A 15,765-nucleotide genomic window follows, 5' to 3' on the forward strand; every position below is an offset into this window, starting at 1 on the left:
CAAGACTTCGTAAGTATTGTTCAGTAAAGAAGATGCTTACTCAGTAGAAGGGGGGGAAGATTCCGTATTGGATTCTTTACGCAATGGCATTCTTAGCAGATGAATGCTGACGGCAATGCCTATCACACATAAACCGACGGTGGCCCAGAAGCGCGCAACGATAAACATTGATAGAGTCATGCCGGCCCACATGAAAATAAGAGCGCGGTTACGGGCTTTTTTAGGAATCCCTTGATCTGATTGCCAATCAGAGACTATAGGGCCGAAATACTTATGCTGTATCAGCCATGCGTGAAAACGTTCAGAGGATTTTGAAAAGCACCATGCAGCAAGGAGCACCAAAGGTGTTGTTGGCAACAAAGGCAAGAAGATGCCAATGATGCCTGTGATGAGCGATAGCCACCCAAGGATGATCAATGCAAGTCGTTTACCAGTCATATTGGGTCATCGCTACGTGTTCAAGTAAGTCCGTTATGACCTCTTACCTTGAAAAGTAAGAGCCAGTTTGTTTGGTGCGTTTAATTCGCTGCACCAAACAATGATTCCATGGTATCGCCTTCAGTTTCAGTTACCAAGCTCCAACCACCGAGGCGTTTCCAGCGGTTGACGATTTCACAAAACAGTTCCGCTGTTTTTTCCGTGTCGTATGCAGCGGAGTGCGCTTGAGAGTTACTAAAACTAATGCCAGCAACTTGGCAAGCTTTCGCTAGTACAGTCTGACCAAAAGCCAAGCCTGACAAGCTTGCCGTATCAAAGCTTGAGAAAGGGTGGAATGGGTTGCGTTTAATCTCGTTTCGCTCAATGGCAGCATTTAAAAAACCATGATCGAATGCCGAATTGTGACCAACCAAAATAGCTCGTTTACAGCCGGTTGATTTCAGCTCTTTACGTACCTTGCTAAACATCTGCGTTAGGGCATCTTTTTCAAGAATATCATCACGATCAGCGGCGAATGGATCAATACCTGTGAACTCTAGGGCTTCTTTTTCTAAATTAGCGCCTTCGAATGGTTTAATATGAAAGGACATGGTTTCATGGATATAAAGCTCGCCATTTTCGTCCATGCGCACAATGCTTGCAGCCAATTCTAATAAAGCATCGGTTTTTGCATTAAAGCCAGCCGTTTCTACGTCGATAACAATGGGTAGGAAGCCGCGGAATCGATCTTTGATTTCGTGATTAGACAAAAGAGAATCCTTAATTCTGCCGAATGCTCAGAAAATAAATGAGTAGTTTGGGGAAGATGATAACATACATGGCAAGTCGAGAACGAGAACTCATATCGTGATAGTCAAACCTTTACTGAAAACCGCATTGTTACTCTCGAGCTGTATTTTTGCTATGCAAAGCAGTGCGTTGACGCGTTACGAGTCAACGATTGAAGAGTCGAAATGGTCTCTGTCCGGCGACATTTTTGCTTGTACCTTAGAGCACCCGATTCCACATTTTGGTGTGGGGGAATTCATTAAAGAGGCGGGCGAACCTATGAAGTTTGTTCTGCAGCCCCACAATGAAAAGATGGGTCCGGGACAAGTGTACATTATTTCTCAAGCACCTAGCTGGGTGCCGGGTATTTCACCTGAAACATTAGAGGTCATGCCTTACCCAGGCTATGGTTTGACCGTTGAAGTTGGCGGGCAGGTCGCAGAACAAATGCTAACCTCACTTGACCGCGGACGTCACCCGGTAGTGACAGGGTCGGCATGGGAGAATGGCCGAGAAAGTGTCGAGGTTGCACTCAGTAATATTAATTTTAATCCCGCTTACGATGAGTTTCGACGCTGTATGGCAAGTCTATTGCCAGTCAATTTCGATCAGATCGCGCGTACAGCAGCGCTATTCCCATCAAATGGCACAGAGTTGACTGAGCGAATTAAACGACGCCTCGATCTGGTGGCGATTTATGTGGCCGCGGATCCAACCATTGAGTACATCTACATTGACGGTCACACGGACGTGGTTGGCTCCCGTCGTGATAACCGAGAGTTATCCAAAACACGGGCAGAAAAGGTAACGGCCTACCTGTTACAGAAAGGTATTCCGCCAGAGAAAATCGTTTCTCGTTACCACGGTGAGCGTTATCCTGCGGCCGATAATCGAACCAATGATGGGCGAGAACGTAACCGTCGTGTGACCATCCGACTTGAGCGAACCAATAACAATGCTCAATCCTTGTCGGAGCCGAGTCAGTAAGCGACCTTTAACAGGTAACAATCCGTTCTATTTTCCCCCGCGCCCCTTGCTATGCAAGGGGCGAAATTTTACACTAACCGCCTATTTTATTTAGTTGTGCAGTCTAATTTTGGGACTGTTCGAGTTCGTTGAGGAGAAAGAACATAATGTCTGACGTGAAGAAGGTAGTGCTAGCCTACTCTGGCGGCCTAGACACTTCCGTAATCGTGAAGTGGCTTCAAGAAGAGTATCAGTGTGAAGTGGTAACTTTTACCGCTGACTTGGGTCAGGGCGAAGAAGTGGAGCCAGCTCGCGCGAAAGCTCAAGCGTTAGGTGTAAAAGAAATCTTCATCGAAGACCTACGTGAAGAGTTCGTTCGTGACTTCGTATTCCCAATGTTCCGTGCGAACACTGTATACGAAGGTGAGTACCTACTAGGTACGTCTATCGCTCGTCCACTTATCGCTAAGCGTTTAATTGAAATCGCTAACGAAACAGGTGCGGATGCGATCTCTCACGGTGCGACAGGTAAAGGTAATGACCAAGTTCGTTTCGAACTAGGTGCTTACGCGCTGAAACCAGGCGTTCAAGTTATCGCTCCATGGCGTGAGTGGGACCTAACGTCTCGTGAAACGCTAATGGCTTACTGTGAAAAGCACGACATCCCAGTTGACTTCTCTAAAGCTAAGAAGAAGTCTCCTTACTCAATGGATGCGAACCTTCTTCACATCTCTTACGAAGGTGATCTACTAGAAGATCCATGGACAAGCGCTGAAGAAGATATGTGGCGCTGGTCTGTATCTCCAGAGCAAGCGCCAGATGAAGCAACAATCATCGAGCTTGGCTTCGAAAAGGGTGATGCAGTTTCTATCAACGGCGAGAAAATGTCTCCAGCAACTATCCTTGAGACTTTGAACAAAATCGGTGGCGCAAACGGTATCGGTCGTGATGATCTAGTTGAAAACCGTTTCGTTGGTATGAAGTCTCGTGGTTGTTACGAAACTCCAGGGGGGACAATCCTTCTGAAAGCACACCGTGCAATGGAGTCTATCACTCTAGACCGTGAAGCAGCTCACCTTAAAGATGAGATCATGCCGAAGTACGCTAAAGTGATCTACAACGGCTTCTGGTGGTCAGAAGAGCGCCGTATGCTGCAAGCATTGATCGACGCATCTCAAGAATTCGTAACAGGTACTGTTCGTCTTAAATTGTACAAAGGCAACGTAATTGTTGAAGGTCGTGAGTCTCCATACAGCCTATTCGACAGCACAATCGCTACTTTTGAAGACGACGCTGGTGCTTATGATCAGAAAGATGCAGCTGGCTTCATCAAGCTAAATGCTCTACGTATGCGTATCGCAGCTCAAAAAGGTCGTACTTTTCTAGATCGCGACTAAACCATTTCGCTGCGGCGAAAGTTGAAATACGAAACGCCCGCTCCTCACAGAGCGGGCGTTTTTTTATGTGTCTTGATCTTTGTGTTCAGCAAGCTATTTTAATCAGAGCAGAAAAGTGTTCTTATTGACTGTTTGGTTAATAATATTAAAACAAGGTAGCCTATGACCGTTTTTAACATCGGTTCGATTAATATCGACCACTTATACCAAGTGGATCATTTTGTTCGTCCAGGTGAGACTATGAGCTCATCCAGCTATCAACAAGTGCTGGGTGGCAAAGGCGCCAATCAATCCGTAGCGTTGGCGAAAGCAAAAGCAGATGTACAGCACATTGGTGCGCTAAACCGCTCTGATCAGCATATTCTTGCTCAGCTACAAGAGTATGGCGTGAATACAGATCAAATTGCGCAATTGGACGAGGCGTCTGGTCACGCCATTATTCAGCTGACACCGAGTGCAGAAAACAGCATTATTTTGTACCCCGGTAGCAATCATCGTTTAACAGAGCAGCAAATTAAGTCTGCCCTGAATAATGCAACAAAAGATGACTGGGTGCTGCTTCAGAATGAAACCAACTTGGTCGCAGAAACGCTAGAGTGGGCGCAGCAAGCTGGTGTGAAGGTGGCTTTTAACCCTGCGCCAATGGATGCTGAGCTGACTCGCAGAGTGTTGTCATTCATTGATTTACTAATCGTCAATGAAGTCGAAGCAATGGATCTTGCTGGTGTTGACACCATTGAAGAGGCTGCGCAAATACTTCCTGAGCAATATCCCGATCTTGCGGTGATGATGACTCTAGGCAAAGAAGGCGTGCGCTATTTCTCCAAGGCAGAGGATCTTCAAGTCAAAGCGTTTGTCGTTGAAGCGAAAGATACGACCGCTGCTGGAGATACTTTTATTGGTTTTTGTTTGGCGGAATTAGCAAGAGGTGCTTCTTACGAAGTAGCGATGCGCACTGCTTGCGCGGCATCAGCCATTGCAGTGACCCGAGTAGGTGCTGCACCTTCTATTCCAACGCTTGATGAAGTTACCGAATTTTTGGCAAATCAGTCTAAATAGATTTAACGAGAGAACCATGACACGAAAAATTATTATTGATACGGATCCAGGCATCGATGATGCAATGGCGATCTTTTTTGCTTTTCAAGCAAAAGAACTAGAGGTTTTAGGTCTCACCACGACGTATGGTAACGTGCCAGTTGAGATTGCAACGCAGAATGCCCTGACCTTAACAGAAATCGCCGGCGTCAATGTACCTGTGGCGGGCGGTGTGGCCGTGCCTTCGAAGATTACACCACGTCCTTTTCCTGATTTTGTTCATGGTGCGGATGGCTTTGGCAACATTGATTACCCAGCGCCAAAGACTAAAGCTCTAGAGCAAAGCGCTGCCGAATTTATCATCGAGCAAGTACGTAAATACCCAGGTGAGGTAACACTTGTCGCGCTTGGGCCTTTGGGCAACCTTGGCAAAGTGTTAGAGCTTGATCCTGAAATCGCAAACCTAGTTGATGAAGTGGTTCTGATGGGTGGCGCTGCTATTGAGTATGGTAACGTGTCACCCGTTGCGGAAGCTAACATCATCAACGAACCTCATGCTGCGGACGCGGTGTTCACGGCACCTTGGCAGGTTACTATGGTCGGCCTTGATGTGACCCACCAAGTATTGCTAGACAACTCAGTACTTGAGCGTATCAAAGCGAAAAGCCCAGAACAGGGCAGTTTCTTATATGACTGTGCTCAGTTCTACATTAATTTCTACAGTGATCGTTTCGGTATCAACGGATGTTACTTCCATGATGCGTCGACGATCGCTTACTTGCTAGACCCTAGTATTTTTGAAGTTGAGTTAGGGGCTGTACGGGTTGCTTGTGAAGGCATTGCTATTGGGCAAACGATCTTCGCACCACAAGGTGTTTCTTACCCTGAACCGCATTGGAATGACGTGCCAATGACACAAGTCTGCATGGAAGTAGACGGTGAGCGGATGCTTAAACTGTATGAAGATGTGATGGTTGGTGCGCTTTAAGCGTGGATTTGTGAAATGTTGAAAAGGCGCCTCGGCGCCTTTTTTATTTTTAACTATGAATGCGCTTTAACAAACTTATCGATGAAAGTTCGTTCTTGCTCTGAAATCCTATGAAAGCTCATCTTCACATAATGCTTGTCATGCTCATTCAGAATATCTGCAGAGGGAATGCAGATAGCTTTGATAAGTAAGCGTTTGCCTTCTTGCATTGCATTTAGTTCAAGCTTTACTTTCTTTGATCCCTGTAAGCCGATGGGGGATTCTACTTCGATTAAGTCGTGAGAGATGTGTGTGCAGTGGATGTCTGCAACTTGGCCATTGGTTAGGAACATCTTTCCTGTCCAGAAGCAGCGTACATAAGGTGAAGAGTGCTGTTTAACCACGTTTTTATTATCCGTTAAATCGTCTAAAACTAAACTCGACACATTATAGTGCTTTATGCTGATGTTGTAACAGTCTGTTACGTCAGTAGAAAGCTGCTAAGTAGAGGTTTTCTCTTTAAATTCACACAAGTCTTCTATTATGCAGGCATCACATTTTGGTTTACGTGCGGTGCAGATATAGCGGCCGTGAAGGATTAGCCAATGGTGAGCGTCCAGCAGGAACTCTTTTGGTACAAAGCGTAGCAGTTTGTCTTCTACTTCCAGTACGTTCTTACCAGGGGCTATTTTCGTGCGGTTGGAAACGCGGAAAATGTGGGTGTCGACCGCCATAGCAATCTGACGAAAAGCCGTGTTCAGTACCACGTTAGCAGTCTTGCGACCAACGCCCGGAAGTGCTTCTAGCTCTTCGCGGGTTTGTGGAACTTCACTGTTGTGCTTTTCGATAAGGATTTTGCATGTCTTGATAGCGTTCTCAGCTTTGGCGTTAAATAAGCCGATAGTCTTGATGTATTCCTTTAGGCCATCGACTCCTAGTGCGTACATTTTCTCTGGGGTGTCTGCGATAGGGAAAAGGTGGCGTGTAGCTTTGTTCACGCTTACATCAGTGGCTTGTGCCGAGAATAAAACAGCGATCAGTAATTCAAAAGGGGAGCTGTATTCAAGCTCAGTGACAGGATTTGGGTTCTCTGCACGTAAACGTGTGAAGATTTCTTGTCGCTTGGCTTTGTTCACGGTTTCCCCTTTTATAAATGATCTAGTCGGTTACACGAACACGACGAGAAACTTTTTCTTGGCCTGCTTGTTCAGCAGCAATGCGTTTCTTCTCTTTCTCATCGTAGTAGTTCTTGATAGCAATCAGCAGCCCCAGTCCGATAAACGCGCCTGGGGGTAAGATGGCAAACAACACATTCGGATAATCACTGAAAATCGTCAGCTTCCAACTGGTTGCCATATCACCAAATAACAAATGCATATCAGAGAATAGAGTCCCCTGACCAATCAGCTCACGCATACCGCCAAGTAACATTAAGACGATAGTAAAGCCCGCGCCCATATATAAACCATCTGCGATGGAAGGTAGTAAAGGGTTACGACTGGCAAACGCGTCGGCACGTCCTAGAATCGCACAGTTGGTCACGATCAATGGGATAAAGATACCTAGAATCTGGTAAAGCTCGTAAGTATAGGCCTGCATGATTAACTCTATACAGGTGGTGAACGAGGCGATAATCATAACGAAAGCTGGTAAACGTACTGCTTCCGAAACATAGTTACGAATCAGAGAAACAACCATGTTAGAGCCAAGCAATACAACGGTGGTTGCCAGACCTAAGCCAATGGCATTGACCACAGTACTGGTAACCGCCAGCAATGGACAAAGGCCGAGAAGCTGAACCAGGGCAGGGTTGTTCTTCCAAATGCCGTTGTAAAGAATTTCACGGTAATCTGGGCCCGTTGGTGCTGGGTTCTCAACGGGAGTATCTGGGGCTAAAGAGTCTTGAGCGCTCATAATCGATCCTAACGCGACAACAACGCGTCTTTGTTCTCATTAAAATAAAGTAACGTATTTTTCACCGCACGAACGACCGCTCGTGGCGTGATGGTGGCGCCTGTAAACTGGTCGAATTCACCACCATCTTTTTTCACGTTCCATTGCTTTAAGCTTGTGTTCTCAAGGGACTTGTCACCAAACGATAAAATCCATTTGGACTTTTGCAAATCCACTTTATCACCAAGTCCAGGGGTTTCTTTGTGGCTAATAACACGAGAGCCTGTGACGACACCGTTACGATCCACTGCCACGAGCAGATCAAGGTTGCCGTTATAGCCACCTGGAGCAATGGTCTCGAAAATGATTGCGCTTACTTGCCCATCTTTGCGAGCAATAAAGGCTTGCACAGGTTCCGCGGAACCTAGCAATGGGTCTGCATCGAGCATGATATTCGCTTCAGCAAGGTTATTATCATAACGATCAGCCGGTAGGATCTCGTTAAACGCTGATAGCTGTGCTTGCACAATATTGTCTTCGATGGTGTGTTCAGTCAGCTGGTGTGTCACCGCAATGAGGCCCGCAGTCATGACTGCGAAGATGCCTAAGCCGATACTGTTTTTACGAATAGAGTGGATGATATTCATTATTTCTCACCCCCAATCGTTAGGCCTTTCTTGGCTTTCTTATGACCGTAGGCACGAGGCTGTGTGTAGTAGTCAATCAATGGCGCAGCAAAGTTCATAAGCAGCACACCGAATGCGACACCGTCAGGGTAGCCGCCCCAAGTACGAATCACGTATACCAAAATACCAATGCCAGCACCGTATACCAATTTACCACGGTTACTGGTGCAAGAGCTCACTGGGTCAGTGGCAATAAAGAATGCGCCCAGCATCGCTGCGCCAGAGGTTAGGTGAAAGACTGGTGATGCTGCATTGCTAGGGTCAATGATATAGAAAAGACCAGAGATCAGCGCCAGAGACGCCAACATCGCCACAGGCGTATGCCAAGTGATGATGCGCAGTGCAATCAGGGCTAGACCGCCAACAAGGTAAGCTAGGTTAACGAACATCCAGCTAGATAGATTGGCATCTTGAAGGCCTGGAACGCTGGCAAAGGCTTCACTCGACATCAATCCTTCTTTGTGTTTGAAAGCATCCAGTGGCGTCGCCATGGTGTAGGAATCCACCGTTGGCAGTGTGCCAAAGATCGCCGCTAAGCTGTCGCCAAAGCTTGGTGTCGCGCCTGCTTGGATTAAGTCTGAAGCGCCAATCCACTGGGTCATCGGCACAGGAAAAGACACAAGACAGATCGCATAACCGACCATCGCTGGGTTAAATGGGTTATTGCCCAAGCCGCCGTAGACTTGTTTCGCGAAAATCACTGAAAAGGCGACGGCAGTCACGGTTAGCCACCAAGGTACGGTAGGTGGTAACGCGAGTGCCAGAAGTACCGCAGTCAATAATGCACTGTAGTCCTTTAAGAAGAAACCAATCGGGCGATTACGCAGCTTTAAAATAAGCGCTTCACTGAGCAGCGCTGTGATCCCTGCGATCACAAGATTGATTAGGGTGCCATAACCAAAAAGCCATGTTTGTACCAAAAGACCTGGTACAGTGGCCAATATCACCATTTGCATGACCCAGGATGTACGTTGGCCTGCACGATGTGTATGAGGTGAGGTGATACGCAATAATGCCATTTAACGATTCTCTTGCGTGTTAGTTAACTGTTCTAGTTTCGCTTCTTCTTCCTGCTGCTTTTGTTCGGCAGCGGAAAGTTCCTGTTGCAAAGATTCTGCAGAAGGATCCGCGTCTAGTTGACGTTTAAGTTTATTGACCTGTGCTTTTGCCAGTGCGGCCGCTACTTTTTGTTTCTTGAGACGCTCTTTAAATTCCGCATCGCCACTGCCATTGCTGTTCGCTTCAGCGGGTTTATTTGCGACTTGACCGCCGTTTTGTAGTGCTTGTTCAAGTTCTTCCGCGCGCGCTTTTGCTTTGCTGACTTGCTGCTCAAGACTGTCTTGGTCATCAGAGCCGAGTTCAACCGCTTTGGCTAACGCTTTTTCGGCTTTCTTAACCGCTGCTTTTGCGATGGCTGCATCGATTTTTAGTTTGCGAAGTGCATCTTCATCCACTGCGGGTGCTGCATTGTCAGCCGGAGCTGAATTGGCAACAGGTGCTGCCGTCGGTGCTTCAAGGGCTGCTAAGCGTGCTTCGGCGTCTTTTAGGTTCTTTTCAAACTCAACCACTTTGCCTTGCAGTTCACTGTTTTGCTCGTCTTCGGCTAACTGCTTTTGCAGTTTCTTCAGCTTGGTGCTGGCAAGGGCAACGTCGACTTTGGCCTTTTTGTACTCATCAGACATAGCGGGCTTCGCGGCCGGCGTGGCTTGAGCGGCTGGCGCGGTATCCAGACCGGCAAGTCGAGCTTCTGCTTCTTTAAGGGACTTTTCGAAGTCAGCCGCTTTGGCTTTTAACTCTGCGTTGTCAGGATCTTCTGTCAGCTGTTTCTGAACCTTTTTCAGTTTAGTGCTGGCGAGGGCAACATCGACCTTAGCTTTTTTGTACTCATCAGACATGGCCGGTTTCGCTGCTGGAGTGGCCGCTGCTGGTGCTGAATCAAGCTTGGCAAAGCGTGCTTCCGCTTCTTTCAGATCTTTTTCAAAGCCTTCTACCTTGGCTTTGATCTCAGCATTGTCAGGGTCTTCGGCCAATTGCTTCTGGGCTTTCTTAAGCTTGGTGCTGGCTAACGCCACATCGACTTTGGCTTTCTTGGCTTCATCGCTGAGTGCAGGTCTCGCGGTTGCCGCAGGCGCTGCTTTGGCATTGCCGCCAAGCTTGTCGAACTTTTCTTCTGCTGCTTTCAAATCAGCTGCAAAGCCTGCAACTTTGTCTTTCAGCTCTTGGTTATCTGGGTCTTCCGCTAACTGTTTCTGAGCTTTTTTCAGCTTGGTGCTGGCCAATGCTACATCGACTTTGGCTTTCTTCGCTTCGTCACTTAGCGCTGGTGCCGCAGGCTTGCTAGCAGCGGGTGCTGGCGCTGCGGCAACTTTGGCTTCGAGATCCGCGATATCTTTCTTCACAGCATCGACTTGCAGTTGCAAGGCCGAGATTTCTTCGGTGTGCTCTTTTTCTTGAGCTTCTAGCAGTGCTTTTTCCAGCTTCTTCAATTTAGCTTTGGTAATGGCTAAGTCGACTTTGGCTTTTTTCGCTGCATCGTCAGCAACTGGCGCTGCGGCAGCTGCCGCTTTCTCAGGCGCTGGCTTCGCTGGTTTTTTAGCGGCAGGTTTTGCTGCGCCTTGACGTGCTAAACGCTTCGCTTCTTTTTCAGCCGCTTCTGCTTCATGGCGTGCTTTACGTGCTTCAAAGCGTTGTTTAGCAATGTCTGACTTCACTGCAGCTTCGCGGGCATCACGAATTTCGGCTTTTGTATGACGGTAGTATTGCACTAGAGGAATGCTACTAGGACAAACGTATGAACAGGCGCCACACTCGATACAATCAAATAAATTATAGTGCTCAGCTTTCTCGTGTTCTTGGCTCTTTGAGAACCAAAGTAATTGCTGAGGCAACAGACTTGCAGGGCAGGCTTGTTCACACATGCCGCATCGAATACAAGCTTGCTCAGGGTTGGGTGGTGGCAATTCTTTCTTGGTCGCCGCGAGTACACAGTTCGTGGTTTTTACCACCGGAACGTTCGCAGAATCGAGCGTAAAGCCCATCATGGGGCCACCCATGACTAAGCGGCTGAGTTTATTGTCCTCAATGTCCGCATAATCAAGTAAATGATCAATCGGCGTACCCAATAGTACTTCAACGTTTTGCGGTGCTTTTAGTGCATCTCCCGTTAAGGTTGTAAAGCGAGAAATCAGTGGGCGTCCGAACTGAATGGCTTCGTATACGCTGACACAGGTGCCGACGTTTTGACACAAAATACCGATATCCGCTGGGTATTGACCACTTGGGACTTCTTTATCAGTCAGCAGTTTAATTAACTGCTTCTCGCCACCGGAAGGGTACTTGGTGGGCACGACTGCAACTTGAATGCTGCTCTGGCGTTCACGAATGATCTGTTGCAGAGCAGCGATCGCTGTAGGCTTGTTATCTTCAATACCGATGACGACATTGTCTGCTTCCACAAGGTGTTGCAGGATCTCAATACCCAGGATCAACTCAAGCGTCTTTTCACGGATCAACATGTCGTCAGCGGTGATATATGGCTCACATTCCGCTGCGTTGATGATGAAGTGTGTCAATGGGTGCTTATGTGCACCTTGAAGCTTAACGTGGGTTGGGAAGCCAGCGCCCCCCATACCAATGATGCCTTTTTCTGCTAAGAAGGCTAGCACATCCGTTTTGCTGACGGATTGCCAATCATTTAACGGCTCAAGCTCTGTCCACTCATCTGCGTTATCTGGCGTTAGAATGATACAGATATCACTTAAGCCCGATGGGTGTGCGACAGGACGTGACTCAATGGCTTGGATCGTTCCAGAAGTCGGCGCATGTAAAAAGCTCGACAGGAAGCCATTATTAATCGCAATTGCTTGGCCTTTTTTAACATGAGCACCTACTTCAACCAGTGGGCGAGAGGCTTGACCAATGTGTTGACCTAACGGCAGAACAAGCTCTTTGGGTAAGCTTGGCTTACCCAAAGGTAGTTGTAGTGATTGCACTTTGTTTTCAGGTGGGTGAATGCCGCCATGAAAAGAAAAGATCTGTGGAGATTGCATTAGTGCAGTACCTCCGTTTGTCGATCAGTGGCAATAATTTGTGCGGATTGAACGCCTACACCTTGAGGCTTATCCCATGACCAAGTGCGTGATGTCACTCCAACTTCTACCATATCAATACAATCTACTGGACAAGGCTCGACACAAAGGTCACAGCCGGTACATTCGTCAGAAATGACGGTATGCATTTGTTTTGCGGCCCCTAAAATCGCGTCAATAGGACAGGCCTGAATACACTTAGTACAACCGATACATTCATCTTCACGGATGACGGCCACTTTTTTAACTGGTTCTTCGGCTTCGCCGCCTTCAAGCGGGATCGCTTCAACATCTAAAAGGTCTGCAAGGGCCTGAACTGTGGCTTGGCCGCCAGGAGGGCAGCGGTTGATGGCTTCACCATTGGAAATAGCTTCCGCATATGGACGACAGCCTGGGTGGCCACATTGGCCACATTGAGTTTGTGGCAAAATCGCATCAATTTGATCAACGATAGGATCACCTTCGACGTGAAAGCGAACGTTGGCATAACCCAAAATCGCGCCAAAGACGAGGGCAAGAGCGACTAGGATTCCGATAGCAAGTAATACTGTAAACATATTAGGCTCCTAGATTTGCACCAGACCAGTGAAGCCCATGAACGCCAAGGCCATTAGACCCGCTGTGATCATACCAATGGCTGAGCCTTTAAAAACCACTGGCACATCTGCCACGTTGATGCGTTCACGCATGGCTGAGAACAGAACCAAAACGAATGAGAAGCCGACCGCTGCACCAAATCCATAGAGGATTGATTCTACGAAGTCATTTTGCTTAGACGTGTTTTGCAGTGCGACACCCAGCACGGCACAGTTTGTTGTAATCAAAGGCAAGAAAATACCTAAGACACGGTATAGAAGAGGGCTGGTTTTATGGACCACCATCTCAGTGAATTGCACCACAACCGCGATAACCAAAATGAAGGAAATCGTTTTTAAGTACTCTAAGCCAAACGGCTTCAGAATGAATTCGAACGTTAGGTAACTACATAAGCTCGAAAGTGTCAGTACGAATGTGGTTGCCATGGCCATACCAATGGATGTTTCCAGCTTGCTAGAAACGCCCATGAACGGGCAGAGGCCAAGGAATTGTACCAATACGAAATTGTTTACCAGTATGGTACTGACGAGTATTAAGAGATATTCAGTCATCTCGTGTCCAATCACTACAGTGGTGTCTAAAAGTAAAAAAGAACTGCTGACAAAACAGCATCAGCCAAGCGTAACTATACCAAGCTGCTTATAACTAACAAGACTAAAGCGCTGTGCATTTTAGTTTATTTTAGAATATGGATAGCACGTCGCAACCATAAACTTTACTAATGCTTAGTCAAAACAACGCCGCCTACATGACGTAGGCGGCGTTGCATGTACTGCGATGAGTTAGCCTTACATAACGCGTTGGCCAGGCTTCGCTCCATCATGTGGTTCAAGCAGATAAATTTCTTCACCGCCAGGGCCTGCTGCCAATACCATGCCTTCTGACAAGCCAAATTTCATTTTACGTGGCGCTAAGTTAGCAACCATGACCGTTAGTTTGCCTTCTAAATCTTCTGGCTTGTAAGCAGACTTAATGCCTGAGAAGACAGTGCGAGTTTCGCCGCCTAGATCTAGGGTTAGCTTTAATAGCTTGTTGGCTTTTTCAACGTGTTCAGCTTTGGCTATTTTCGCGATGCGTAAGTCAACTTTCGCAAATTCGTCAAAGTTGATTTCTGCTGCGATTGGCTCTTTGCTTAGCTCTGTTTCTTCAGCAGCAGTAGCTTGCTCTTTCGCTTGTGCTTCGGCTTCCGCCTCGGCTTTACCTTCTTCGATCATAGCTTCGATCTGCGGTGCTTCAATGCGAGCCATCAATGCTTTGAACTTGTTGACTGATTTACCAAACAACAATTCGCCACGGTTGTCCCAAGTCAGTTCTTTGTTTAAGAAAGCTTCGGCATCAGCCACCATATTTGGCATCACTGGCTTCAAGTACGTTGCTAAGATGGCAAATAGATTCAGTGACACAGAACAGATTTCCTGTACTTGTGGCAAAGTTTCTTCGTTTTTCGCTTTCACCCATGGCTCTTCATCCGCGATATAGGTGTTGGCAATGTCTGCAAGGCGCATGATTTCACGCATTGCTTTACCATATTCACGTGTTTCGTAAAGCTCAGCGATCAGATCACCTGCGTCAACGAACTCTTGAATCATGCTTTCTTGTGCAGGGTCTGCTTGCAGTTGGCCATCAAACTTCTTGTTGATAAAGCTTGCTGTACGGCTGGCAATGTTTACCACTTTGCCGACTACATCAGAGTTTACACGCTGTACGAAGTCACCTAGGTTCAAATCGATATCATCGACACGAGAGTTCAGCTTCGCTGCGAAGTAGTAGCGTAGATACTGAGGGTCCAGGTGGTTTAGGTAAGTACGTGCCTTGATAAAAGTGCCACGAGACTTAGACATTTTCTCACCATCTACTGTTACATAGCCGTGCGCATTGACAGCCGTTGGTGTACGGTAGCCTGCACAATCCAGCATCGCAGGCCAGAATAGGGCGTGGAAGTTGATGATGTCTTTACCGATGAAGTGATAAAGCTCTGCTTTAGAGTCTTTGTTCCAGTATTCGTCGAATTCTAGGCCTTCTGTGCGGTCACAAAGGTTTTTAAAGCTAGCCATGTAGCCGATTGGTGCATCCAACCAAACGTAGAAGTACTTACCTGGTGCATCAGGAATTTCGAAACCGAAGTAAGGTGCATCACGGCTGATGTCCCACTCTTGTAGGCCAGAGTCTAGCCACTCTGCTAATTTGTTAGCAACTTGGTCTTGTAGCGTACCACTGCGTGTCCACTCTTGTAGGAACTCTTGGAATTCTGGCAGTTTAAAGAAGTAGTGATCAGAAGACTTCTCAATCGGTGTTGCGCCAGAGTAAACCGAGCGTGGGTTGATCATCTCCATCGGTGTGTAGGTTGCAGAACACACTTCACAGTTGTCGCCGTACTGGTCTTCAGCTTTACACTTAGGGCAAGTACCCTTAATGAAGCGATCCGCTAGGAACATTTCTTTTTCTGGGTCATAAGCCTGAGTAATTGAGCGAACTGAAATTTTGCCGTTATCGCGCAATGCTTTGTAGATTGACTCAGACAGCTCACGGTTCTCTGGAGAGTGCGTTGAGTAGTAGTTATCGTAGCCAATGCCGAAGTCGTTAAAGTCAGCCATGTGTTCTTGGCGAACGCCATCGATTAGTTGTTCTGATGTGATGCCGTTTTGCTCAGCTTTAATCATGATGGCAGTACCGTGTGCATCGTCAGCACATACCGCTGTACAAAGGTTGCCACGTAGCTTTTGGAAGCGAACCCAAATATCCGTTTGAATGTGCTCCAGCATGTGACCTAAGTGAATAGAGCCGTTGGCGTAGGGAAGGGCACTGGTAACTAGAATTTTACGTTGCGGTTGAGCCATTATGATTAAGCCTGCTGGATTGTAATTTTAACGAATAAACGACGCCTCAAACTGAATGAAGATAGGTGAGGCGGATTGTCTCTTATAATC

The 15,765-nt window shown here is 47.1% G+C and carries 15 protein-coding genes; 4 read left to right on the plus strand and 11 right to left on the minus strand.

The window, feature by feature from the left end; all coding sequences use genetic code 11:
- Nucleotides 1-36: 36 nt before the first annotated feature.
- Both C8D85_RS14185 and rnt read right to left on the minus strand, forming a co-directional pair.
- Entirely contained in the window at nt 37-438 is a 402-nt protein-coding gene (locus tag C8D85_RS14185; RefSeq protein ID WP_133563880.1) for a YbaN family protein, read from the minus strand.
- Nucleotides 439-518: 80 nt separating this feature from the next.
- A complete protein-coding gene (rnt, locus tag C8D85_RS14190) occupies nt 519-1,187 on the minus strand; it encodes a ribonuclease T (protein ID WP_133563882.1) in 669 nt (222 codons plus the stop codon).
- A gap of 97 nt (nt 1,188-1,284) precedes the next feature.
- Here rnt and C8D85_RS14195 point away from each other — a divergent pair, with 97 nt between their 5' ends.
- The 4 genes from C8D85_RS14195 to C8D85_RS14210 all read left to right on the plus strand — a co-directional run bounded on the left by C8D85_RS14195 (nt 1,285) and on the right by C8D85_RS14210 (nt 5,595).
- Nucleotides 1,285-2,193 carry a flagellar protein MotY gene (locus tag C8D85_RS14195; protein ID WP_244937025.1) on the plus strand — a complete coding sequence of 303 codons (909 nt, stop codon included), beginning with the start codon at nt 1,285-1,287 and terminating at the stop codon, nt 2,191-2,193.
- Nucleotides 2,194-2,339: 146 nt separating this feature from the next.
- Complete coding sequence (locus C8D85_RS14200; protein WP_133563886.1) at nt 2,340-3,569, plus strand: argininosuccinate synthase; 1,230 nt, start codon at nt 2,340-2,342, stop codon at nt 3,567-3,569.
- A 162-nt stretch (nt 3,570-3,731) separates the two neighbouring features.
- Entirely contained in the window at nt 3,732-4,628 is an 897-nt protein-coding gene (locus C8D85_RS14205; protein WP_133563888.1) for a ribokinase, read from the plus strand.
- Nucleotides 4,629-4,644: 16 nt separating this feature from the next.
- Nucleotides 4,645-5,595, plus strand: coding sequence for a nucleoside hydrolase (locus C8D85_RS14210; RefSeq protein WP_133563890.1), 951 nt, complete (start codon nt 4,645-4,647; stop codon nt 5,593-5,595).
- A 53-nt stretch (nt 5,596-5,648) separates the two neighbouring features.
- On the opposite strand, the gene C8D85_RS14215 is transcribed toward C8D85_RS14210, so the two are convergent.
- The 9 genes from C8D85_RS14215 to metG all read right to left on the minus strand — a co-directional run bounded on the left by C8D85_RS14215 (nt 5,649) and on the right by metG (nt 15,675).
- Nucleotides 5,649-6,020 (minus strand): hypothetical protein, encoded by a 372-nt coding sequence (locus C8D85_RS14215; RefSeq protein WP_228191949.1) that lies wholly within the window; start codon nt 6,018-6,020, stop codon nt 5,649-5,651.
- Between the two features lie 54 nt (nt 6,021-6,074).
- Nucleotides 6,075-6,710, minus strand: a complete 636-nt coding sequence (gene nth / locus C8D85_RS14220) for an endonuclease III (RefSeq protein ID WP_133563892.1) — start codon at nt 6,708-6,710, stop codon at nt 6,075-6,077.
- A 22-nt stretch (nt 6,711-6,732) separates the two neighbouring features.
- Nucleotides 6,733-7,488, minus strand: coding sequence for an electron transport complex subunit E (locus C8D85_RS14225; protein ID WP_133563894.1), 756 nt, complete (start codon nt 7,486-7,488; stop codon nt 6,733-6,735).
- A gap of 8 nt (nt 7,489-7,496) precedes the next feature.
- Nucleotides 7,497-8,114 carry an electron transport complex subunit RsxG gene (gene rsxG, locus C8D85_RS14230; protein ID WP_133563896.1) on the minus strand — a complete coding sequence of 206 codons (618 nt, stop codon included), beginning with the start codon at nt 8,112-8,114 and terminating at the stop codon, nt 7,497-7,499.
- Complete coding sequence (gene rsxD, locus C8D85_RS14235; RefSeq protein WP_133563899.1) at nt 8,114-9,172, minus strand: electron transport complex subunit RsxD; 1,059 nt, start codon at nt 9,170-9,172, stop codon at nt 8,114-8,116. The genes rsxG and rsxD overlap by 1 nt, the downstream gene beginning before the upstream one ends.
- Nucleotides 9,173-12,202 carry an electron transport complex subunit RsxC gene (gene rsxC, locus C8D85_RS14240; protein ID WP_133563900.1) on the minus strand — a complete coding sequence of 1,010 codons (3,030 nt, stop codon included), beginning with the start codon at nt 12,200-12,202 and terminating at the stop codon, nt 9,173-9,175. It abuts the gene before it with no gap.
- On the minus strand, nt 12,202-12,798 hold the full coding sequence (gene rsxB, locus C8D85_RS14245) for an electron transport complex subunit RsxB (RefSeq protein ID WP_133563902.1): 597 nt from the start codon (nt 12,796-12,798) through the stop codon (nt 12,202-12,204). Before rsxB ends, rsxC begins: the two co-directional genes overlap by 1 nt.
- 9 nt (nt 12,799-12,807) lie before the next feature.
- The gene (gene rsxA / locus C8D85_RS14250; protein ID WP_133563904.1) at nt 12,808-13,389 is read right to left on the minus strand and encodes an electron transport complex subunit RsxA; all 582 of its coding nucleotides are present in this window, start codon (nt 13,387-13,389) and stop codon (nt 12,808-12,810) included.
- Nucleotides 13,390-13,626: 237 nt separating this feature from the next.
- On the minus strand, nt 13,627-15,675 hold the full coding sequence (metG, locus tag C8D85_RS14255; protein WP_133563906.1) for a methionine--tRNA ligase: 2,049 nt from the start codon (nt 15,673-15,675) through the stop codon (nt 13,627-13,629).
- Nucleotides 15,676-15,765: the final 90 nt, after the last annotated feature.

The organism is Marinomonas communis (assembly GCF_004363305.1).
Classification (GTDB): Bacteria; Pseudomonadota; Gammaproteobacteria; order Pseudomonadales; family Marinomonadaceae; genus Marinomonas; species Marinomonas communis.

What these genes read in the sequence shown, in the direction of transcription:
- C8D85_RS14185 (WP_133563880.1), bottom strand. Translation starts at nt 438, where the DNA reads ATGACTGGTAAACGACTTGCATTGATCATCCTTGGGTGGCTATCGCTC.
- C8D85_RS14200 (WP_133563886.1), top strand. Translation starts at nt 2,340, where the DNA reads ATGTCTGACGTGAAGAAGGTAGTGCTAGCCTACTCTGGCGGCCTAGAC.
- C8D85_RS14205 (WP_133563888.1), top strand. Translation starts at nt 3,732, where the DNA reads ATGACCGTTTTTAACATCGGTTCGATTAATATCGACCACTTATACCAA.
- C8D85_RS14210 (WP_133563890.1), top strand. Translation starts at nt 4,645, where the DNA reads ATGACACGAAAAATTATTATTGATACGGATCCAGGCATCGATGATGCA.
- C8D85_RS14225 (WP_133563894.1), bottom strand. Translation starts at nt 7,488, where the DNA reads ATGAGCGCTCAAGACTCTTTAGCCCCAGATACTCCCGTTGAGAACCCA.
- rsxG (WP_133563896.1), bottom strand. Translation starts at nt 8,114, where the DNA reads ATGAATATCATCCACTCTATTCGTAAAAACAGTATCGGCTTAGGCATC.
- rsxD (WP_133563899.1), bottom strand. Translation starts at nt 9,172, where the DNA reads ATGGCATTATTGCGTATCACCTCACCTCATACACATCGTGCAGGCCAA.
- rsxC (WP_133563900.1), bottom strand. Translation starts at nt 12,202, where the DNA reads ATGCAATCTCCACAGATCTTTTCTTTTCATGGCGGCATTCACCCACCT.
- rsxB (WP_133563902.1), bottom strand. Translation starts at nt 12,798, where the DNA reads ATGTTTACAGTATTACTTGCTATCGGAATCCTAGTCGCTCTTGCCCTC.
- rsxA (WP_133563904.1), bottom strand. Translation starts at nt 13,389, where the DNA reads ATGACTGAATATCTCTTAATACTCGTCAGTACCATACTGGTAAACAAT.
- metG (WP_133563906.1), bottom strand. Translation starts at nt 15,675, where the DNA reads ATGGCTCAACCGCAACGTAAAATTCTAGTTACCAGTGCCCTTCCCTAC.